Here is a 21,546-nt window from a genome sequence, read left to right on the forward strand (position 1 = left end):
GTGAGGTGTCATTAGTCAAGTTGCATAATTTTGTGCGTGCTTGCAAACTCAGTATTTAAGGGTTTTGAGGCGAGTGAATTTCCTTACGGTTCGGGGCTTTAACCTAGTTTAGATGGGAATAATAGCCTTCTTTTTTATGATAAAAGGCTATTAAAATTTGGTGCTCGAATGGCTATGAAAAGGTCGATTATGAAAAGCTACGGTGTGCTAGCTTTGTTTATTAACTAGTACGTATTACCTATGAATTAGCACGTATTACCTATGAATGTGAATCAGTTCTATTAAGTCGTCTAATTGCTGCTTGGCTTTCCCATCTAACGAGTATCCAATATTGATGCGTAAGCAATTGCTGTAAAGGTCGAGAGTGCTGAACAGGTGTCCAAGCCTGATATCAATGTTCTGGTCGGCAACTGCCTGAGCAAAGGTTGATTGGTTCAAGTTGGGTATTTGTAACCAAAGCACCATGCCACCTTGTGGGTTACTTATCTTCACATCTTGAGGAAGATGCTGAGCCAAATAGCTTAGATATTGCTGGCGTAATGAAAGGATTTGAGCACACCTTCTTCGAATGTGTTTAGCGTATTGGCCTGATTCGATAAAGTCAGCAACCGCAAGCTGAGTGGGCAGAGCAACACCATAGCTTGCTGCCGAGAACTGAGCCTTGTATTCGTCTAAATATCTTCCCGGTAAGCACCAACCTAAACGATAACTTGGCGACAGGCTTTTCGATACTGAACCACACCACAGCACGTACCCACCTTTGTCATAGTATTTTGCTGGCAGTGGCGTGTGTGAGGAATAAGAAAGCTCCAGATACACATCATCTTCAATGATTGGTACTCGATAGTGATTCGCCAATTCAGCCAGTTTTTGTTTTTGACTGGCCGACATATTGATCCCTTGAGGATTCATATGTGAGGTACAGAAGATAGCGGCATCCACACGCTTGTTTTTCAGATGTGTTTCCAACTGTTGTAGGTCGACACCATCATCCAAAGACGGGATCTCGATGATTTTTCGCGACATTTGTCCGAGCAATTCCAGAATACCGTTGAAACATGGCGAGCTAATAGCGATGGTATCACCTTCTTTGGTACACGATTCAAGAGCAGCTTTAATCGCCGACATGCAGCCAGCAGTGATCACCATTTCTTCTGGTGAAAAGTGCACATCGAGCTTGGCGAAGTGGGTAGATAAAGCCTGTCTTAGCATCGGATCGCCCTGTGTATCAGGGTAATGGTTGAGCCTGCCGCCCATCCGTTTGATTGAGCGACGAAAGCTGCGTTCCAACTCAATGGTTGTTTGCTCATCGTTGGTGGTACTGGATACACCCAAAGGACCATTGGTGGTGTTATGTGTCGAAGAGGTTGGTTTAACGATGGATATTTTGCTTTCAAACTGTGCCCACTCAGGGGTTGAATGAGAAGGTTTATGTGGCGAAACAAAATACCCAGCTTGAGGTCGAGAATGTATCCAGCCTTGTGATTCCAGTTCTTGGTAACAGCTCACCACGGTCGACATGCTGATGGCCTGTTGCTTGGCCAATTGACGCAGCGAAGGCATGCGTCCGCCTTCCGGTCTTTTGCCGGTTTCTATCTCATCGATAAACTGATTGGCTAGCTTTCTGTAGATGCTCATTGTCACGACCGTTATTAACTGTACTGGTTTTTATTATAAAAATTGTATCTGTACTGGTTTTGTTGTTCAAGGGATACTCATTCAAAACAAAGGAGGGGTGAGTATGAAAAGAAATGATTTGTTGTTAGCGGTATTCGTTATGGCAATTTGGGGGGTCAATTTCTCGATGATCAAAATGGGTGTGACCAACGTTCATCCATTATTGGCCACTGCTGCGCGTTTTTCGCTAGCGGTGATTCCGGTGATATTTTTCGTGGCGAGACCTAATGTTGCTTGGCGCTACTTAGTCAGTTATGGCTTTGTGTTCGGTGTGGGAATTTGGGGTATGGCTTCATGGTCGATTACTGCGGGTTTGTCTTCCGGGCTTTCATCGGTATTGCTTTCAACCAACGTATTAATCGGCATGGCGGTTGGCGTGTGGGTGTTCAAGGAGAGTGCTTCCGTTCGCAAACTAATGGGTGCGATGCTAGCCATGTGTGCGTTAGCAGTGTTGGTTTCGGCAGCAACGGGCAACGTGACACTCAATGGTGTTATCTTGATTATGATAGCGGCATGCAGCTGGACCTTGATGGGCGTGATTGTTAAGGCATCTAAAACCACTCAGGCTTTTGCATTTAATGTGTGGGGGATGCTGTTTGCTCCGCTGCCACTGGTGTTATTTGCCGTGATGTTACACGGTGACCAAATTATCTGGCAGGGTATTGAACAGTGGGATTGGAACACTACGATTGCCGTGTTGTTTCAGGCTTACCCAACCACGCTATTTGGTTACTGGGTGTGGAATAAGTTGTTGATCCAATATCCGTTAAGTACGACCGCGCCGCTAACCTTGTTAGTGCCTATCTTCGCATTGATCAGTGGCTACTTTATGTATGACGAAGTACTGTCAGTCGCCCAAGTTGTCGCATCGGTGCTGTTCTTAGTCGGGATTGGCTTAATCGTGAAACCTGCGAAGACACCGAGCGTTAAAACATCAGATAGCGCAGACGATAATGGAAAGCTTGTTAAGCAGTCGTGATTTGATTCGCTGCAAAGAAGCACGATGTAGATTAATCATCGAAACTACAGTGTTGAATAAAAACGAAGGCCTCGCAATTGCGGGGCCTTTGTGTGTATGTTTCACAATGAGTTATCGTTTCCATATTGAATTTTTGTGTCTACTTAGGACTATCTAGTGCCTGATTACGAAGTGTTCTGGAGAAATGAACTCATTGTTGTTATGTTATATCGTAACAATAAAGCAAGGGTGACTTGCACTTTCGATATTTGGAAATCAATGACATGGACAACATTAATCAAGTCTTACTGGTTGCTGGAACACACGGTAACGAGCTCTCAGGAATCTATTTAAACAAACTCATCAAAGAGCGTTTGTATGCCGCCGATCGTTCAACGTTTTCGACTACTTCTGTTACCGCAAATCCTAAAGCGGTAGAGCAGAACGTTCGATATGTTGATACCGACCTAAATCGTCAGTTTTCTAATGCTAACAACGACGATACTTCAGGTTTAGCTGAGTACACAGTCGCACGACAGTTTATAGATAGACACGCAAGCAAAGAGCAGCAATTGATCGTGGATTTGCACAACACGACCAGCAATATGGGAGCGACATTAATCTTGCTTTCCAATGATGCTTTCTACCAAAAAATGGGCGCTTACGTGAAACAGCGAATGCCAGAAGCCAATATTCTGTTTGAAGATAGAAAGCCTTGGGATGAGCAGCCTTACCTTTGCACAACAGGCAATTGTGGAGTGATGATTGAAGTTGGCGCTCAGGCACATGGCTCACTTAAGTTCGATACTCTCAAACTGATGAAGCAGATGCTGACCATGGTTCTTGATTACGTTGAGAAGCATAACCTTAACCAAGTACAAGCGTTAGAAGACTACAGCGCCTTCTTCTATGTTGAAGAGGTCAATGTTCCACTTGGTCCCGATGGTATGCGAGTAGCCACAGTACACCCAGCGATCTGTGGTCGAGATTTCGAGGTAGTGAAGCAAGGGGAGCCTTTGCTCGCGACTTTCTTTGGTTATGATATCTATTGGGAGCGCGAACAAGATATCTATCCCCATTTCATTAATGAAAGTGCTTACGCTAAAGCCAACATTGCAATGGCACTGGCAGAAAAGCGTTTGGTTTCGGTGAGTTAGTGATTTACACATAGCTGATTGGTTAAAAAGCCCTATGAATGTATCAATCCATAGGGCTTTGATTTTAGGGTGGGATAAGGGTTAACCAGTTCTGGTTAAATCTGACACGCCAACAATTGGTTCTCTAGGTCACTATCTATGCTTTGGCCTATAACCTCAATTCTGGTTTCATTGCATTCATCAAGTTCACACTCTGTTAGACCATCTTCCGTTAAGTTGTAACCAAAGATGCCGCTTTGAGTGATGAACACCGCTTTCATTCGTTCGGCTTTGAGTCCAACTAATACATTAAGCAATTGCTGACGGTCGAACAGTTTGTCAGCCGCGAATCGCCAACCAATACTTTCAAACCCTTCACCTTGGTTGCTCGCCTTTATCATGCCGCTTTCTGGCATCGGTAATTCAGAAGCGAGTGGCTTATCTTGTTTATGATCATGGTGGTGATGGTGCCGATGAGCTTGATGATGGTAAAAGCTGGTGTTTCCATCAAACTCGTCTGAAGGGATCTTACCGTGATGGGCAAATATTAGCTTGGTGTCTGGGTGACAAACCTGTGCGACGTACTCAGCCAGTTTTTCTGCATCGCCACTTTTGTAGAGGTCGACTTTATTACCCACAATGGTGTCGGCAATGGTGATTTGCTGATTGAAGGTATCGTGTTCAGAATAGCGTGTGTCAGAAAGCTTGCGGGCATCAACCAAAGTAATGTTTTTCTGCAGTGACAGTACTTTGCGATAGTGCTCTGAAGACAAGACTTCTAGCACTTCTTTAGGGTGACCAAGCCCGGTTGGCTCAATCAATAAGCGATCAGGTTTTGCCTCAGACAGCAGTTGATTCAGTGCGATCTGCATCGGTAAACCAGCCGCGCAACACATACAGCCGCCAGGCACTTCACGAATAAACACTTGTTGTTTGCTGTCGTTCCCTTGGATCAAACTGCCATCAACGCCAATTTCTCCAAATTCGTTCACCAAAATAGCCCAGTTTTCATCAGCGGGCTTATTCTTCATTAGGTTGAGAATCGCAGTGGTTTTACCCACGCCGAGAAAGCCGGTAATGATATTGGTTGGAATACCCAAGATAGGCTTTTTATCAGAGCTCATTGGCAATTCTCCGATAACCTTGCACAAGGGTATGGTTTGCTGAAACGACCGATTCTGAAAACGCAGAATACTCAGGTGGGACCTTGGAGATATTGTTCAAATCAAACCCTGAGCCAATATTGGTCATCGGTGGTACGTGGAAGTTCTCGGGTAAGTCATGCCCGTCTACCACGCAGTTATGGCGAATCACACAACCTTTGCCAATCACCGCATTAAAGACCACAGAGTTGAAGCCAATAAAAACGTCGTCACAGACCTCGCAAGGGCCATGAATAATCGAGCGATGGGCGATGGATGAACGTTCACCAATGGTGACGGCAGCGCCAGCTTTTGAGTGAATAACCACACCGTCTTGAATATTGGTATCACGCTTGATTACGATGGCTTCCATATCGCCTTGTTCATTGATTTCGTCAGCACGAATAACGGCGTAAGGGCCAATAAACACGTTATCATCAATGATGACCTTGCCACAGATGATGGCCGTTGGATCAATGAAAGCGGTCTCCGATACTTTTGGCATATGGCCGCTTGGATTTCTTCTTAACATATTGAGCTCTTTTATTTTTTCGTAATGCCACTGGGCATACCACCATTGATGGCGCTGGGCATTTATGTATCGACGCATTCATCGCACACGCAGTTAATCTCCAATTGAGGGCTGACCACGGTGAAACCTTCTTGTTTAATGTGGGATTGAAGCCCGTGAATCATGGCAGGGTCGATGGTTTGCTCGCTGATTTTGTCGCACTTTGAGCAAATTAAAAATTGAGGGATACCATGCTCATGTTCGCAAAGGATATGGTCGCAGAGGATGTATTTGTTGGAGACTTTAAGTTTGTGCGCTAAGTGATGCTCTTCAAGAAACTCCAACACCCTATAAACCGACATTGCTTGAACATGCTGGTCAAAGTGCTCTTTACAATAATCAACGATTTCATAGGCTGACAGCGCTTTATTGGCATGAATCAAGGTTCGCAGAATTAACTGTCTTTTGGCCGTAAATTGTTTGCCACTGACTTTACAGCCCTGTTTTACATGTTCAATGATCGCTTCAATGTCTCTCATTCAATCTACATAATTAATGACAATATTGATATGTTATAACATATCAATTTGAAGTATGGAACGTACTTTTTCTTTGTGGGTGTCTAGGATAAATACTCAGGGTGATGAATATTAGTTTTGGCTGAGGTAGGTAATGAAAAGACTCGCCAAGCAATCATGGCGAGGGCTTACGGAATAAGGAGCATGCTGAAATTTTTAAACCAAATTTACTGGCGCTTTGAGTGTTGGGTGGAAAATACCCTTGGCGCCCATGTCGACAATGGCATAGTCGTTGACTCCTTCAGTCATTCGGTTGTGCGACTGACTAATCTTTAGTGTTTTTAACATTAACTCCTCAAGCTTAGCGTTATATTCTTTAAATTCGTCTTCGGTCAGCCTAAGCCTGGCAGTAATAAAGTAAGCCTGTTTGTTACGTGCATCGATATATTGCACGGCCTGTTTTAATGCATCTATGACTTGATTTTTGAACGTGACGCTAAATTGCGCTTGTTCAGAGAAAGCTGTATTTGTAGGTACAATGACGTGGAATTTTAAGCCAGATAACATCGTTATTAGTTTTAACTGTTCAAGTTTCCTGAGGTAGATATGCAGTGATGGTTCGTTTAAATCATAACTGGCCATTAACTGTTGAGCGTTTGCTCCTTCATTTACAATATCTTGGAAAATAGTAAATAACGGCGGCTCTTTACAGAAGGCTGCATCTTGCTCATCCGTAAATAGTGATACCGAGGCTAATGCTTCTTCTGCTTCTGTGATAATGGCTGATAGAGGAAGCTGAATTAATTCACATATCTTTTGTAACTTCAAAATAGAGAGCGATTGATGGCCGTTCAGCAATCGTTTAATGCTTATTTCGGAAGTTTTTGTGAACTCTGAAACTTCTTTATAAGAGATACCCGCCTTTTTTAAATGGCGTTTGATTGTTGTGCAAATTTCGTCGTCAAGTGCGTCCATTACTCTATACCATCGCTATTTCATACACCTAAGGTAGCATAAAGTGTCACTTTTATTATTCTCTTTGAAATGTAAGCGATCTTTTTTGATACTTCCTTTCGGTAATCAATACTATTTGAGAGGTTGCGATGAATTTAAGGTTAGGGAATATCAATGTTGTTGTCACTGGAGGTTCTAGTGGAATTGGGGCGAAAATAGTTGAAGGCTTTGCTAACGAAGGGGCGAATGTTTGGTTCTGTGGCCGTTCTCAACATCGGATAGATAAGCTGCTTAAACAACTTGGAAAGGCGCCAAAGCAAGTGGTCGGAAAAGTGGTCGATGTCCATAATTTGGTACAAATGAAAGCTTGGATCGAGTCAATTCCGAATATCGATATTTTTGTTCCCAATGTAAGTGCACTCTCTGATGAATGGGAAGATGTTCTGCAAAAAGACATTGCAGCCACGCAACAGGGTATTGCGTTAGTTTTACCTAAATTGCTTGAGTCGCGTTGCGCAGCAATTACCTATATTGGGTCGAAAGCGAGTGGATATACAGTTTGTAACGCCAATGCTTATGGAGCAGGGAAGGCCGCGCTTGCCCATTATATGAAGTCCTTGTCTTTGACCTACGTTCGTAAGGTGAGAGTCAATACTGTTTCGCCTGGAGACACATATATTGCTGATGGTTTATGGGGGCGGTGTAAGCGTGAAGAGCCGGACACTTTCCAGAAAGTTATCGATAGAAATCCAATGGGTCGCTTAGCTACCCCTGAAGAAGTAGCCAACGTGGTGACCTTTATTTCTAGTCCTGCTGCGAGTTTTGTTTCTGGGGCAAACTGGTACGTAGATGGAGCATCGACCAGCCATGTTCAATACTAGCCGTATCGGCTAGGTTGTTTATGCAAAGGTGAGCTTTATTATGTTAACTTCTAAACAAGTGACTCCGTGGGAAGCGTAACTCAGTAAGGTTTTATTCAGGCTAATTCGAATTAAATGCTGAAATGATACAAATCTCATATTTAATAACGCTTATTTAATAACCTCTGTTGAGTCCGATATCAAATCAAGTCGCTGATTTTATTGGGTATAGGATAAAAGTCTCAAAAATTATCATTTAGGTCTCTAAAGTATTAAATTCTATTTTTAGTTAATTAATAGGCATGTTGTTCTATTTGATGGTGGTTAAGTAGATGTTTTTTAGCCATATATGTGAATTTACAAGCGACTTATCTTTCTGATTTGAAAGAATAATTAAATAGTTGAGATAAAAAAGTTGGCGAAAATCAGAAGCTTGGCATACACTTTCCTTGTAAACGACCTTATCTCATTGATTGAATAGGGTAAATGCTTTGGCGCTACTGGCGATGGTAGCAATGTATAACATAGCTTTGAGGAAAGTTTTATGGCACTCACTAAAGCCGATTTGGCTGAGAACCTGTTTGAAACACTCGGATACAGCAAGCGGGATGCCAAGGAAACGGTTGAAGTGTTTTTCGAAGAAGTTCGTAAGGCACTTGAAAATGGCGAACAGGTAAAACTGTCTGGTTTTGGTAACTTTGATCTTCGTGAGAAAAACGAGCGACCTGGTCGTAACCCGAAAACTGGTGAAGACATTCCAATTTCTGCTCGACGTGTTGTTACTTTTAGACCGGGACAAAAATTAAAGGCCCGAGTCGAGAATATTAAAATCGAGAAGTAGCCAAGCAATAGACCACGCCTAGCGTGGTCTTTTTGTATCTATCCCAAGGAAAAACACCCATTCAATCTCTAACGGCTTTAACTTCCAAATTCCAAACCCAATCCTAGATTCACCATTCACCATTCACCATTCACCGTCATTATGCCCATCTCTTTAGATTCGTTGATTTCACGGTTGGTTCTCAACCCCACAGCTTAAGACTGATGTATTTCCGAGCCTGTCATAACTTTATCTGCACCATATACTTTTAAAGTTCACCCAATTGTCTAGTTTGCTTCTTATGCTTGTACTAGGAACTCAGTGTAAACAGATACAAAAAACACTAGACCGATCGGTTTGTTTTGTTTATTGTGTCAGCAGTACAGAGTGAAAGGGTGGCTGAAAATCAGGAAATTTCTGCACAGAGCCTTTCAAACAGGCAGTTCAAAGAGAGAATCGCATCTATGACACTAGCATTGGAAAGTTATCTATTCATTGGGTTTTCAATGGCGCTATTGAGTCTTTGGAAAACGTATTCAGGGCCTGCTCTGGCAGCGCTCATGTCATATTCATACCCTGAAATGCTATTATTTAATCTACTTCCCGCATTACTGGCAGCTTATGTTGGGTGGAAGGTCGCGCCAGTTTATTCGAGCATTTTTAATCGCCACAAAACCGTTGCTTTTAAGCCCAAGCTGAGACGCTTTATGAAGCGATGGAATAAATATGGTCAACTTACGATGGCTGTTTTAGCCCCTGTTCTGGTGGGAATTCCAAGCTACACCTTTGTTTCGAAGCGGCTTAATCAAGGTTGGAGAAAGACGTTCGCCATGCTGACGTTGTCGATCTTAGGTTGGAGTGGTTTGGCTTATGGCTGTTTCTTGTTACTCGATGTTGAGCAGTACATTGCCATCGAAAGCATCATACCTAACGCAATGCTTGAAGAAATTAAATAGTACACAGTAAGTGTTAATCGACTAAATGGTGAAACTAATATGAACAAATCAATAATTATTGCTGGTGCGAGTGGCCTAGTCGGTAAAGAAACGCTTGCTGCACTGCTTAAAAGTGATGAGGTAAATCGCGTTTATGCATTGTCTCGACATCGATTGGCTGTTGAAGGTTCTAAGTTGACTCAAGTGATTGACGAAGCGCTGTCAGTCTCTCCAGACATCACAATGGATCAACCGCCAGAGATTGGCATCATTGCTTTGGGTAGCACGATTAAGAAAGCTGGCACGAAAGAAAAACTGCGCGAAATTGATGTCCATTTAGTCACAGCTACCGCTGAGAAAATGCAGCAGCTTGGCGTAGGTCACATCATTGTTGTGTCATGCCTTGGAGCGGATATTAACGCTCGTTCCCATTACCTTCGTTGCAAAGGTGAGATGGAAGCAAAGGTCGAATCTCTGGGTTTTGAACAAACGACTTTTTTACATCCCGGGCCTTTAGCGGGCGACCGTGATGAGAAAAGAACGGATGAAAAATTTCTGCAAGGTTTATTGAAAATTGTTAAGCCGCTAATGATCGGCAATCTAAGTAAATATGTCCCGATTGAGTCGTCTGTTATTGCTCAAAGCATTTTGACGATATCGATGATGCCCCATTCCAATCAGGTTGAAAGATTGAACTCGGTTGCGATGAATCAGCTCATTTCTTAGCGTGAATCTGCGTTCACTCTACTGATACTGATACTGTATAGGTATAGGTATAGCTTTGTTGGGCATGTGATTAAAAATTAAGAGGTTATCAATGAAAAACTGCTCTTTAATGATGTTGCTGGCGTTACCTTTGATGGGATGTGAGTCAACAGTTGATCCCATTGCTTATGTCTCTGAGCTACAAGCCGTCGATCAGAATGCTTTGACCGTCGAAGCTAATGCCCAAGGGCAAAATTTAGATCATGTGCTGACTATCGACCATTCTCGTTTAGCGGAACAAGCAGGAGAGTATTTGGCTCCAAGTCGTGTGGATTTCTACACCAATGACGCTCTTAATACCGCATTACTAAAACTCAACCCGGAAGTAGGACTCGATCTGCCTTTTCGAGTTTTAAACTACATGGAAGGCGGGATTCAAAAGACGGTCTACACAGACGCGGAGTTTATTCAAAAAAGACATGGGATCACAGATGAACCCACGCTTACACAATACCAACTGCAGGTTGAGCAGCTTGTTCGTGGGCTAGACAACGTTTCTGCGGTTAATAGTGACACCTTAGAGCAAGGGTATGGCATTGAAGCGCTTGAATCTAATTATGACTTTGAGACGACCTTAAAGAATATTAAGCGAGATGTTCTTGAACAAGATGACACGGTTTGGTTTATGAATTGGGACTACAAGGCTCAGGCCGAATCGATTGGACAATCGATTCCTAAAGCAACTTTGTTGGTGTTTGGAGGGCCAGCTCCTGGCGCGACCGCGATGACTGATTTTCCTAGCATTGGTCTAGATGCTTTTGGTCAAAAGGTTCTTGTTATCGAGCAAGGGGACAAGGTTATTGTGCTCTATAACGACATTGTCGAGATGTCGGAACTGCATTACGGTGATAACGCAATATCTCACAAGATCATTAACTTTCGATTAAGCAAAACCCTTGGCGGATCAGTATCGAAGTAGGGGGTGTTTTTACTAGAAGCGCTATTTGTTTGCTAAGCGGTTCCAGTAAGTCTGTATATCTATATCTATATCTATATCTATATCTATATCTATAGTTTACCAATTACCAATTACCAATTACCAATTACCAATTACCATCGCATGAGCTCTGTTTACGCCCGTCAAGCAGAGATCTTATGTCTAGTTATTCTCCACAGTCGATCAATACCTGCCATTTCAGCTCAGTCATACAACTTTGTTCCCAGCACCTTATCTTGTATCCATACATCGATGCCCGTCTTTATTAATTACCCGTGCATTTAAAATGGACAGCTAGGCAGTATGTATTCAATGCGTCTTATTTGTTTTTTAAATCCGTTCAGTGAAATTGAACAGAGGTTAAATCTAATTGAATTTAAATCACTCGAGTGATTTGCTGTAATGCGCTCAATAAACAGCCAGTTAATCTGTTTTGTTGATCTAAATCTAAGGAGAAGCTTTGCGTAAGTCCGCTTTAGCTTTGATGTTACTCTTTTTATCGACTGTCGCTTCGGCAGCGGAGTACCAGCAACTCGCCAAGATGTGCATTGCTTGTCATGGCAGTAACAACGACACCTCGTTTCCCTCTATCCCTAACCTTAGGTGGCAAAATCAAGTCTACCTTACTGAGCAACTGACTGACTTTAAAAGTGGTAAGCGTGAGGACAAAACGATGTCCAAAGTCGCGCAACTATTGTCAGAAGAAGACATCAAGAAGTTAGCCAATTACTTTTACCAACTGAATAACACAGGGTCACCGCAATGAGTTTAGATAGAAGACTGTTCCTTAAAGCCGCGCTTTCAGCAACCGCAGTATCTGCATTGCCGGTGTCGTGGGTATTTGCCGCAAATCGCCCTGAAGGTTTAACTGCACTGGATATCAACGCATTAACGTGGGCAAAAGCTGAAGATCTACCGGATTACTACACCGTTTTAAATACCAACCCTTTGAATGCGTATCCGCCAGAAAGTATGCTTGCGCCAGCCGTGACTCCTGCTGATGTTCCCTTTGTTCGTTGGAATGGCTTGATGCCTGATTTTACGGAGATGGACCCTGATACTTGGACCTTCGAGGTGAAAGGTGAATCGGTAAAGCAAAGCAAAACCTATACGATCGCAGAGTTGAAATCGAAGTTTAAGCATCATACTCAAAGCTTGGTTTTAGAGTGTGGTGGTAACAGCCGTAATAACTTTTATCCAAGCACCAAAGGCAATCAATGGAGCAATGCTGGCGTCTATTGTTCGCAGTGGACAGGTGTGTTGCTGAGTGATGTGCTTAAAGACTGTGGAATTAAAGATGATGCGGTTTACGTCGGTAACCATGGCTTTGATAAGCACTTGAGTGGTAAAGGTGAGGCGATTTCACGTGGCGTTCCTATTGCAGCTGCGATGAACGATAACGCCTTAATTGCATGGGAAATGAATGGCGAGCCGATCCCTTATCTCCATGGTTATCCACTACGAACGGTATTTGGCGGCCGACCGGCTTCTGTGTCTCAGAAATGCACAACAGGCATCAGTATCCGAAACAAGATTCATGATGGGCACAAGATGGCGGCTCCTGCTTATCAAGTGCCTAAGAACCCAATCGCCCCGGGTGAGAAAGTGAATAACAAAGATTTCCGAATCATTGAAGAGATGATTGTGAAGTCGCTAATTACTTCTCCAAAAAGCGGGACAGAGTTTGCCCTCGGTAAGAAGGTTAAAGTCAGTGGTCATGCTTGGGCTGGGTTAAGAAGCGTAGAGAAGCTGCAAGTGAGTTACGATTACGGTACTACTTGGCATGATGCGAAGCTGAACAAGCCAGCAAATAAGGGCGCGTGGCAACAGTGGGAAGCCGATTTAGACCTTCCTACGACCGGTTATTACGAGATTTGGACAAAGGCAACCGACAGTGAAGGCGATAGCCAGCCAGTCGTACAACCGCAATGGAACCCTAAAGGTTATCTGTTCAATGGTTGTCACCGTATTGCTGTAAGAGTGTCGTGATGCTGTCTATTTCCAATAAGCCTATTGATGGCAGTTCTAAACTTACTAATTTGGTTGATGGCCACTCATTTCATGCAGACTCAACTCCTGCCAGCAAGCGCAGTTACCGTAAAGGCATAATGAGAGCGGCATTAGTGTGTAGTTTGTTAACGTCGATGCTTGTTCATGCTGATGAAGTTCCAGAGAATCCGAAAGAGTATTACGGCGTAGACAAAACGTCGGGTCTAATTATGGCACCCGGTTGGGAGACCGTGAAAGGGCAATGTAACGCCTGCCATACTAGCTTAATCGTTGCTCAGAATAGCGGTAACCGAGAGCAATGGCGTGAAACCATTCAGTGGATGGTCGACACTCAAGGGCTGTGGGATCTGTCTGATACTTGGGATCCGGTATTGGATTACCTCAGTACCTACTATCAAGACAAAGGCATCGATATGAACAAGTATCGTCGTAAGCCTATTGATAGCGCCTTGATGCCACCTATGCCGGGAGACATCCTATGATCATCAATCGATTAAAGCGGACCTCTCTTACGAATGGAATTGTTGCGAATGGAGCTGTTGTTAATAGAGCTATAGTTAATAGAGTTGTTGCAAATAGAGCTATTGCGATAGCCGCTGCAGCAGTAGTTTTGTCGCTGTCTGCGTGTACTGATGAAAAGCCGAGCACTGAAGATAAAGTTGCCTCGCGAGTCGAATCATTGGGCATGGAGTCGGAACCAGCGCCGAAGCTTAAAGCGGAAGCTAAAACTGAGGTTGAAACTCTTGTCGATAGCAAGGTAATCACTGAGGATTACATTCCGAGCTTAGTTGCAGGTGAAAAGTTGGTTCAGAATCTATGTAGTCAGTGTCATGGTGACAAGATCATTCCCTTCGTACAATCTTATCCAAACATCAAAGGTCAGAAAGCAGGGTATATTCTTAAGCAGCTGCGCAATTTTAAAAGCGATGAGCGCCAAGATTTGTACATGCAGTCGGTGGTGAAACACCTTTCGGATGAAGACTTACAAGATGCGGCGGCGTTTTATAGCACGTTGAAGCCATTGGATTTATACAATCGCACTAAAGAGTATTATCACCAATAGGTGAGGCTTTCTGGGAAGTTGGTTAAGTAGGTTTTTACGAGATTCGATAGGTAAAACAGTAAATAAAACAAAGGGCTGCGATTATGCGGCCCTTTGTCGTTGTTGTTTGTGATAAGCGTTTATGCCAGTGGTTAAGCCGCTTTGATGTGCGTGGTAATGTATGGTTGCCATGCTTGTTGATAAAGCTCTAAAGATTGGCGTCTTAGGCTATTAATTTGTGCCGCTTCAATGTCATTGATAGGGCGTTGTTCTGCAATTGCGTGACGCTCAATGCCTTGGATGATTTCGTAAAGCTCGTGCTCAGGGCCACTTTTCACATCAGCAATCGCTTTTAAGTGAAGTTGAACCTCTGCAATGATGTTGGTCTTTGGCAAACGAACCAACAAGTTAAGGTCACGGTAACCAGAGTCGGCTGGTGATTTAAACTTGTTTTTCAGCTTAACAACGTCTGCTTCACGGCTTAGCGCTTCGTAAACTTCAACCAAGCTCTCTACATCGTTCGCGATGATAGTTGCACGGGCTAAGTCCGTAATTTTTGTCACATCACCATCAAGCTCAAGGGCGATTTTTTCTTCTGCACGAGCTTGAGATTTAACGCCAGCAAATAGCGCTTCAGAATTGGTGAGTAGGGCAGTACTTTTACAGATAGTTTCTAGTTCAGCTTGGCCTTGATGTGCTTTGCTGTACAGAATATCGAAGTCGGTGTAAGGCTGAGTCGGGCGTGAGTCGAAGGCTTTGATGCCGTAAAGGCCACTCAAACTATGACGGAATACGTTTGATGAAACTTGGTTTTGCGCAGGAGTGCGCGTTTGATCAGTCGAACTTGTTGAAACAGGTGCTGCTGCGAATGCAGGCGCTCGGCTCAATACCAATAGCATTAGGGCCGTCGTACGGAGAAATACACTCATTCAAACTCCAAAATACAAGGTTACAAAAACGGGTAGTCAAAAGGGGTAACCAGTAACGCATAAGAGTAAAAACAGCTTAACTAAACTCACTACATATTAAATGGGGCTAGCTAAGACAGAAACCAACTCTAACGTTTAATATTGCTTTAAAATGTGAAGATATAGACAAATAATCCAACCGTTAGTTCCACAATTATCAGAACTTTGAACTTAGCCAGTTTCTGATTTTATCGAAACCAATGTGGTACTTTAAACCAAGCTAAGGTTGCTCTTACCTCTCTATACTGTACCCTTGTATTATGACTGTTTAACATGAACGAAAGATGAATAATCCTGAATTTTGGCACAATAAATGGGCAGCCAACCAAATTGGTTTCCACCTCGAAGATGTAAACCCACTTCTGATTAAATTTTGGGAAAAGACTGAGCCTAGCTACGAGAAGAGTGTGTTTGTTCCACTTTGTGGCAAAAGTGAAGATCTGATTTGGCTAGCTTCAAAGCATGAAGATGTTCAAGGTGTCGAGTTAAGCCAGATAGCGGTTCGCGCATTTTTTGCAGAGCACCTTTACACCCCGACTGTGACTCAAATCAGTGGTCAGCACGAGCTGTATCAATTTGATGAACTGAACATCTACACGGGTGATTACTTCTCAGCGCCAATCCAGCCTGTCGATACCATTTATGATCGCGCGTCTTTAGTCGCATTGCCTGAAGAGATGCGAGTGCAGTATGTAGAGCGTTTGAAACAACGACTGAAACCGGGTGGTAAGATCCTTCTAGTAACTCTGGATTACGACCAAAACGAGATGGCAGGGCCTCCGTTTAGCGTACCTAAACTAGAGATTGATCAGTTGTTCGCGGGATACAAAATCACATTGTTGAATCAAGATATTGCAGACGATGAACATCCGAAGATTGCCAAAAAAGGCTTGTCTCGATTTAGTGAAGAAGTGTACTTGATTGAGTCAGACGCTTAAGCGCAGTGAACTCTCTAGCGAAAAAACCGCTTCAATAAAAAAGATAACACCAACAAAAAGACGGGCTCGATAGCCCGTCTTTTTTATTGTTCAGAATGGAATCGCTGGTTAGTAAATTACTTTTACTTTAGAAGCACTCTCAATTGCATCTTCAATCGCTGTCTCAGTGCTGTTGCGACGAGTCAGTGCCACACCTAGACGACGGCGACCATCGATATCAGGCTTACCAAACAAGCGAACTTGCGTTTGTGGTGCGTCTAGAGCTTCTGTAAGACCTTCAAAACGAATATTGGTTGAAGTGCCTTGACCAAGGATAACCGCTGATGCACATGGACCGTATTGCGTGATTGATTTGATCGGCATACCAGTAAAGGCGCGTACGTGCAGTGCGAATTCCGATGAGTCTTGAGACATCAGAGTCACTAAGCCAGTATCGTGTGGGCGAGGGGACACTTCGTTGAAGATCACGTGGTCGCCTTTAACAAACAGCTCGACGCCGAAGATACCGTGACCACCTAGTGCATTAACCACTTGTTCAGCGGTGTATTGCGCGGTTTTAAGTGCATTGTCTGACATGACTTGTGGCTGCCATGACTCACGGTAATCACCATCTTCTTGGCGGTGACCGATAGGCGCACAGAAATGAACGCCATCAACAGCGCGAACGGTTAGAAGCGTAATTTCGTAATCAAAGTCGATGAAGCCTTCAACGATTACGCGACCCGCGCCAGTACGACCGCCTTCTTGTGCGTAGTCCCAAGACTTTTGAATATCTTCTTCTGTTTTGATAACGCTTTGGCCTTTACCTGAAGAGCTCATTACTGGCTTAACAACGCAAGGCATGCCCACGAATTCAACAGCGGCAGCGAAGTCTTCAAAGGTGTCCGCAAAGCGGTAAGGAGAAGTGCTTAGCTTTAGCTCTTCTGCAGCTAGGCGACGGATACCTTCGCGGTTCATCGTTAGCTTCGTCGCATTTGCAGTGGGAACGACATTTAAGCCTTGAGCTTCTAGCTCTACCAACTTGCTGGTGGCAATAGCTTCAATTTCAGGAACCACATAATCTGGTTTTTCAAGTTCAATGACTGCTTGCAGTGCATCGCCGTCTAACATGTCTAATACATGGCTACGATGTGCAACTTGCATCGCGGGTGCGTCTGCGTAACGGTCACATGCAATAACTTCCAAGCCTAAACGTTGGCACTCGATAGCAACTTCTTTGCCGAGTTCACCTGAACCTAATAGAAGTACACGAGTAGCATTTTCACGAGTAGCAGTACCAAACATAGAAATTCCTTCCGATCTTTTGAGCGATTGATTGAAAACGGGGTGATCATACTTATTTCAACGATAAAAGCAAACGTTTGCGCAAGTTGTTGCGTTAATTACAGGTATAAAAAAAGCAGCCCCGTTAAATAGGGCTGCTTATTTAAAGTTTTGTTAATTAGATGTACTTAGATTGCTAAGTAAGTCACTGGAATGTCGGGATTAATCGCTTCTAATGTAGATTGCGTATCCGCTAGGTGGCTGATGCTACCTTCGGCAATTTCAACCAACGCTGCACTTTCAATCTGTTCAAAATCGAAGCCAGCCAGTTTAAGTTGAATCAACGCCACTTGTAGAGGTGGTAAGCTCGGGTTGAACGCTGCGTTTTCAGCGTAAGCACCGGTGAAAACCTCACCCGACGTCAATTGCAGTGAAACACCACTTAGGTTTTTGGTGTATGGAGCATGGCTGCGGTTTAGTGCTGCTAGCGCTTCTACAACAATAGGCGTTGTTTCTTCAGTCGTGTGCTTATGATCAAGCTTAGTCATTAGGCCAGTCGTCACACCTAAATCAGCAGGGCCGAATGAGTCTGGCAGGTATTCTTGCAGAGACATTTCATCACGTTGTGGCAGCTGAACTTTAAGTTCTTTTGCTGTGGTCAGTTCGTTCATGAATTGACGACAGTGACCACAAGGGCTGAAATTGATTGTGATATCAGAGATACCTTGCTCGCCTTTCATCCAAGCGTGGCTGATTGCAGATTGCTCGGCGTGTACTGTTTGGCCAAGTTGAGCACCAGCGATTTCAAGGTTTGCACCAAAATACAGAGTGCCAGACAAACCACGCACGATTGCACCAACATAAAAGTCAGATAACGGAGCGTAAGAATAGGCTGCGGCAAAAGGAAGTAGCGCAATACGTAGCTCGTCATCCGCGAAACCACTTGCTTGCAGTAGGCTAGCAAATTGTTCTGGAGACAATGTCGCGTCAAAGTTGTCTGCTAATACGATGTCACTCAAAAGTGCTTTGATTGCTGTTGGAGCACTTTCCAGCGCCAGGGTAATACGACTGTTCATGTTGAATCCTTAATTGACCTTAGGCTTTAATTCTATGCAATGCTCAGGAATTTTCTGTGACTTTGATCACTACTGTGTTGTTGTTGTTACATTGGTTTGCATAATTAGAGTGAGGTCACAGATGAAATCGATTGCAAGAGTAAAAACTACCATTGATATCGCACTTATTGCTTGAAATTGAGTTTGGTTTGTCACGTATTGATGAATAAATGTGAGAAAAAAGCCCAAGCTACCACTGAAATAATCAGGTTATGCTTGGGCTTATTGATATCTGTAACGCTTAAAAGTCGCGAACCAGTGAGTTTAGCTATTTACCAACTCATCGATTAGAGCGCGTATAAACTGTAATCAAAGTGGTTAAGAATAGAACCAAACCACGAGCGAAAATATACTCGGTGCAATGATTGAGGTGATAACCCCACAAAGAACCAATGCCAACGAACTGAATGCAGCATCTTCCTGATTCTTTTCAGCACAGGTCGCAGTACCTAAAGCGTGAGACACGGTACCCATGGTTAAACCACGCGCGATAGGGCTCTTAATGCCAATGAGATTGTAGATTGGGTAAGCAAAAATTGCCCCAAACAGACCGACAATCAATACTAGTATTGCCGCAATTGCTGCTTCACCACCTAAATGGCTCGATACTTCCATCGCAATTGGTGTGGTGACTGATTTACCTAATAAACTCGCAATCAAACTTAAGTCCGCTTTAAAAGCCACTGCGATTAATGCTGTCGTTGTCATCGACATCACACTGCCTAGCGTGCAAGCGAAGGTAATGATGCGCCAGTTTGCTCTGATTTGAGGTAGCTGTTCGTAAAGCGGGTAAGCAAGTGCAACAACCGCAGGCTGCAGCATATAGGTAATCCATGTGTTGTCTGCATAGTAAGTCTCAAACGGTACTTTGAAGAACGTGAGTATCGGAATGATGATACCAATGCTGATCAGCAGGGGATTACACAGCGGTGAGTTTACTTTTTGACTTACCCAGCGAGCAAACAGGAATACCACGATGGTGAGTAGAATCCACATGATCAGTTACCTCTCGATAGCAAGCGGTCTAAGAACCATGATAAGGACACCAACACCAGTAACGTGCCGCCAACGGCGCTCGCCATAATTGGCAATGCGTTCGCGATGAGCATGTCGAAGTGATCCATCAACCCAACACTGATCGGAACAAACAGTAAGATCATTAGGCGGATAATCAAGCTTGCACCGGGTTGTACCCAGTGCGAAGGAACAATACCAATCACCATGGCGGCAAACAGAATCAACATGCCAAAAATACTGCCTGGGATTGAGGTATCCAAAAAGTGCTGTAACGCGTTACCTGCTGTAAGTGCACCTATGATTAAGGTGAAGGAGATTAAGCAGTAAACCAGTTGGATCAATCTTTCTTTCAAAGTGTTACGTCTCTTGATAGTGGAATTAGCTAGCTAACTTTTCTACGTATTGATAAACCGCCTTCAAGATAGCCATTTTCTTCTCGTCGCTTTCATGTTCATGCGCGAGGTTTTCAAGGTTGAGCATGTACTCTTCTAAACGGCTCTCATAAAACTCACGACAATGGTTCGCCCATTTCAATTGCTCAGCTTCGTCGAGCGTCCATGGGAAATGACGAGCACGGTAACGGAATAGTAACGGTTTAATACGTTCATCACCGAAGGTGATATCTAAAGCTGCCAAGTTATTTGGGTCAGTTTCGCGAATGATGTTCATCGCTGTTTTATCAGCAGGTGAGAAGAAACCGTCGTAAAGGTGTGTATCAACATCATCACTCTTTTCGTACTCTCGCTCTTGTGAGTACAGGCCGATCAGTTTTTCGCGGATCTCTGGGTGTTCGCGCAGCAGTGCCAAGTTCTTCAAGCATTGTTGGCGATCAATACCGATGGTTTCGGCATTTTCAGCCGTCAGCGTTTTGGCTGGAGCAAGAATAGGGCACTTGTTCAGTTGAACCAATTTGATTGGTACGGGTAGCTCGTCTTCACCCAGTTCACTGCGTTTGGTGTAGAGTCTGTCTCTGAGTTCATCAGCGTCCAGTTCTAACAGTGGGCTTGGATCTTTGGCTAAATCAACCACGATAACGGCATTTTGATTGGTTGGGTGCCAAGCCATAGGCACAATCCAACTTGTGTAGTTGCAGTCACGGCCAAACATGCCCGAAACGTGCATCAATGGTGTCATGTTTACAATATCAACCAGGTCATTCAGCTTACGCTTATGACGCATGTTGTAGAGGTAATCAAACATCTTAGGTTGTGCAGCTTTCAGCTTCTTCGCTAACTCGATGGTCGCAACAACATCGGCCATCGCATCGTGCGCGTTCTCGTGTTCAATGCCATTTGCCACCGATAGATGTTCCAGTTTGAAACTTGGGTAACCTTCTTCATTTGGTGGCCAGTTGATACCATCAGGGCGCAGTGCGTGAACAGCGCGCATTACATCGAGTAGATCCCAACGTGAGTTACCGTTCTGCCAGCTCCACGCATACGGGTCGATGAAGTTTCGGTAACAAGTGTAACGCGTTACCTCATCATCGAATCGAATACTGTTGTAGCCAAGGCTTGTGGTGTTTGGTTTCGCTAACTCAGCATGGATCTTAGCGATAAACTCTGGTTCAGGAAGACCTTGTGAAGCCGCTTTCTGTGGTGTGATACGGGTGATCAGCGCAGCTTCAGGCGCAGGGAGGTAATCAGCAGGAGGTTGGCAATAGATAACCAGAGGCTCTCCAATAACATTGAAATCTTGGTCGGTACGAACACCCGCAAACTGACTCGGACGGTCTTTTGCTGGGCTAACGCCCCACGTTTCGTAATCAAAAAAGAAGTAGGTCGGCTGATTATCTGAACTCATTGAATTTCCTGAACAGCAAGCGCGGAACGTTTACTGTGGCTGAAGGTTAGTTTTGTTCAGTATCTGATAGTATGCGGTACGCGTGCAACCCAGATCACAAATAAATTGCCGGAAAACGGTGCTTTACTATTCAATCGAGTCGGTGGGGAAGGTTTTGAATCCAATTGTGGCTTTTCT

23 protein-coding genes are annotated in these 21,546 nt (G+C 43.9%); 12 read left to right on the top strand and 11 right to left on the bottom strand.

Annotated elements, in window-relative coordinates:
• Nucleotides 1-255 precede the first annotated feature (255 nt).
• Nucleotides 256-1,638 (bottom strand): aminotransferase-like domain-containing protein, encoded by a 1,383-nt coding sequence (locus DUN60_RS05215; RefSeq protein ID WP_114633370.1) that lies wholly within the window; start codon nucleotides 1,636-1,638, stop codon nucleotides 256-258.
• 103 nt (nucleotides 1,639-1,741) lie between these two features.
• Here DUN60_RS05215 and DUN60_RS05220 point away from each other — a divergent pair, with 103 nt between their 5' ends.
• A complete protein-coding gene (locus tag DUN60_RS05220; protein ID WP_114633371.1) occupies nucleotides 1,742-2,656 on the top strand; it encodes an EamA family transporter in 915 nt (304 codons plus the stop codon).
• A gap of 263 nt (nucleotides 2,657-2,919) precedes the next feature.
• The gene (locus DUN60_RS05225; RefSeq protein WP_114633372.1) at nucleotides 2,920-3,792 is read left to right on the top strand and encodes an aspartoacylase; all 873 of its coding nucleotides are present in this window, start codon (nucleotides 2,920-2,922) and stop codon (nucleotides 3,790-3,792) included.
• Between the two features lie 95 nt (nucleotides 3,793-3,887).
• On the opposite strand, the gene DUN60_RS05230 is transcribed toward DUN60_RS05225, so the two are convergent.
• From DUN60_RS05230 to DUN60_RS05245, 4 genes are all read right to left on the bottom strand, one after another.
• Nucleotides 3,888-4,895, bottom strand: a complete 1,008-nt coding sequence (locus tag DUN60_RS05230; RefSeq protein ID WP_114633373.1) for a CobW family GTP-binding protein — start codon at nucleotides 4,893-4,895, stop codon at nucleotides 3,888-3,890.
• Nucleotides 4,885-5,445: an LbetaH domain-containing protein gene (locus tag DUN60_RS05235; protein WP_054546477.1), complete on the bottom strand. Its 561-nt coding sequence runs from the start codon at nucleotides 5,443-5,445 to the stop codon at nucleotides 4,885-4,887. The genes DUN60_RS05230 and DUN60_RS05235 overlap by 11 nt, the downstream gene beginning before the upstream one ends.
• 62 nt (nucleotides 5,446-5,507) lie before the next feature.
• Nucleotides 5,508-5,963: a Fur family transcriptional regulator gene (locus tag DUN60_RS05240; protein WP_114633374.1), complete on the bottom strand. Its 456-nt coding sequence runs from the start codon at nucleotides 5,961-5,963 to the stop codon at nucleotides 5,508-5,510.
• Between the two features lie 195 nt (nucleotides 5,964-6,158).
• Nucleotides 6,159-6,917, bottom strand: a complete 759-nt coding sequence (locus tag DUN60_RS05245; protein ID WP_114633375.1) for a helix-turn-helix domain-containing protein — start codon at nucleotides 6,915-6,917, stop codon at nucleotides 6,159-6,161.
• Nucleotides 6,918-7,045: 128 nt separating this feature from the next.
• Here DUN60_RS05245 and DUN60_RS05250 point away from each other — a divergent pair, with 128 nt between their 5' ends.
• The 9 genes from DUN60_RS05250 (at nucleotide 7,046) to DUN60_RS05290 (ending at nucleotide 14,286) form a co-directional block, all read left to right on the top strand.
• Complete coding sequence (locus tag DUN60_RS05250; RefSeq protein WP_114633376.1) at nucleotides 7,046-7,777, top strand: SDR family NAD(P)-dependent oxidoreductase; 732 nt, start codon at nucleotides 7,046-7,048, stop codon at nucleotides 7,775-7,777.
• Nucleotides 7,778-8,300: 523 nt separating this feature from the next.
• Nucleotides 8,301-8,597 carry an integration host factor subunit alpha gene (gene ihfA / locus DUN60_RS05255; RefSeq protein WP_004734853.1) on the top strand — a complete coding sequence of 99 codons (297 nt, stop codon included), beginning with the start codon at nucleotides 8,301-8,303 and terminating at the stop codon, nucleotides 8,595-8,597.
• 443 nt (nucleotides 8,598-9,040) lie between these two features.
• A complete protein-coding gene (locus DUN60_RS05260) occupies nucleotides 9,041-9,532 on the top strand; it encodes a hypothetical protein (protein ID WP_004734854.1) in 492 nt (163 codons plus the stop codon).
• Between the two features lie 39 nt (nucleotides 9,533-9,571).
• On the top strand, nucleotides 9,572-10,237 hold the full coding sequence (locus tag DUN60_RS05265; RefSeq protein WP_114633377.1) for a Rossmann-fold NAD(P)-binding domain-containing protein: 666 nt from the start codon (nucleotides 9,572-9,574) through the stop codon (nucleotides 10,235-10,237).
• Nucleotides 10,238-10,328: 91 nt separating this feature from the next.
• Entirely contained in the window at nucleotides 10,329-11,195 is an 867-nt protein-coding gene (locus DUN60_RS05270) for a DUF302 domain-containing protein (RefSeq protein WP_114633378.1), read from the top strand.
• A gap of 478 nt (nucleotides 11,196-11,673) precedes the next feature.
• Nucleotides 11,674-11,979 (top strand): c-type cytochrome, encoded by a 306-nt coding sequence (locus DUN60_RS05275; RefSeq protein ID WP_114633379.1) that lies wholly within the window; start codon nucleotides 11,674-11,676, stop codon nucleotides 11,977-11,979.
• On the top strand, nucleotides 11,976-13,202 hold the full coding sequence (locus tag DUN60_RS05280; RefSeq protein ID WP_114633380.1) for a sulfite oxidase: 1,227 nt from the start codon (nucleotides 11,976-11,978) through the stop codon (nucleotides 13,200-13,202). The genes DUN60_RS05275 and DUN60_RS05280 overlap by 4 nt, the downstream gene beginning before the upstream one ends.
• Nucleotides 13,202-13,705: a hypothetical protein gene (locus tag DUN60_RS05285; protein ID WP_054546469.1), complete on the top strand. Its 504-nt coding sequence runs from the start codon at nucleotides 13,202-13,204 to the stop codon at nucleotides 13,703-13,705. The genes DUN60_RS05280 and DUN60_RS05285 overlap by 1 nt, the downstream gene beginning before the upstream one ends.
• Complete coding sequence (locus DUN60_RS05290) at nucleotides 13,702-14,286, top strand: c-type cytochrome (protein WP_114633381.1); 585 nt, start codon at nucleotides 13,702-13,704, stop codon at nucleotides 14,284-14,286. Before DUN60_RS05285 ends, DUN60_RS05290 begins: the two co-directional genes overlap by 4 nt.
• Before the next feature lie 131 nt (nucleotides 14,287-14,417).
• Here the strand turns inward: DUN60_RS05290 and DUN60_RS05295 are convergent, their stop codons facing one another.
• Nucleotides 14,418-15,194: a RelA/SpoT domain-containing protein gene (locus DUN60_RS05295; protein ID WP_017077978.1), complete on the bottom strand. Its 777-nt coding sequence runs from the start codon at nucleotides 15,192-15,194 to the stop codon at nucleotides 14,418-14,420.
• A 323-nt stretch (nucleotides 15,195-15,517) separates the two neighbouring features.
• On the opposite strand from DUN60_RS05295, the gene DUN60_RS05300 reads away from it, so the two are divergent.
• Nucleotides 15,518-16,171: a thiopurine S-methyltransferase gene (locus DUN60_RS05300; protein WP_114633382.1), complete on the top strand. Its 654-nt coding sequence runs from the start codon at nucleotides 15,518-15,520 to the stop codon at nucleotides 16,169-16,171.
• Between the two features lie 108 nt (nucleotides 16,172-16,279).
• Here DUN60_RS05300 and purT read toward each other — a convergent pair whose 3' ends face one another.
• The 5 genes from purT to sbcB all read right to left on the bottom strand — a co-directional run bounded on the left by purT (nucleotide 16,280) and on the right by sbcB (nucleotide 21,369).
• Nucleotides 16,280-17,455, bottom strand: coding sequence for a formate-dependent phosphoribosylglycinamide formyltransferase (gene purT / locus DUN60_RS05305; RefSeq protein ID WP_017077980.1), 1,176 nt, complete (start codon nucleotides 17,453-17,455; stop codon nucleotides 16,280-16,282).
• Nucleotides 17,456-17,622: 167 nt separating this feature from the next.
• Nucleotides 17,623-18,510, bottom strand: a complete 888-nt coding sequence (gene cdd, locus DUN60_RS05310; protein ID WP_114633383.1) for a cytidine deaminase — start codon at nucleotides 18,508-18,510, stop codon at nucleotides 17,623-17,625.
• 357 nt (nucleotides 18,511-18,867) lie between these two features.
• Complete coding sequence (locus tag DUN60_RS05315) at nucleotides 18,868-19,545, bottom strand: LrgB family protein (RefSeq protein ID WP_012604141.1); 678 nt, start codon at nucleotides 19,543-19,545, stop codon at nucleotides 18,868-18,870.
• Between the two features lie 2 nt (nucleotides 19,546-19,547).
• Nucleotides 19,548-19,919 carry a CidA/LrgA family protein gene (locus DUN60_RS05320; protein ID WP_004734867.1) on the bottom strand — a complete coding sequence of 124 codons (372 nt, stop codon included), beginning with the start codon at nucleotides 19,917-19,919 and terminating at the stop codon, nucleotides 19,548-19,550.
• A gap of 25 nt (nucleotides 19,920-19,944) precedes the next feature.
• The gene (gene sbcB / locus DUN60_RS05325; protein ID WP_114633384.1) at nucleotides 19,945-21,369 is read right to left on the bottom strand and encodes an exodeoxyribonuclease I; all 1,425 of its coding nucleotides are present in this window, start codon (nucleotides 21,367-21,369) and stop codon (nucleotides 19,945-19,947) included.
• Nucleotides 21,370-21,546 lie beyond the last annotated feature (177 nt).

The sequence above is a fragment of the Vibrio splendidus genome (genome assembly GCF_003345295.1).
GTDB lineage: Bacteria > Pseudomonadota > Gammaproteobacteria > Enterobacterales > Vibrionaceae > Vibrio > Vibrio splendidus_K.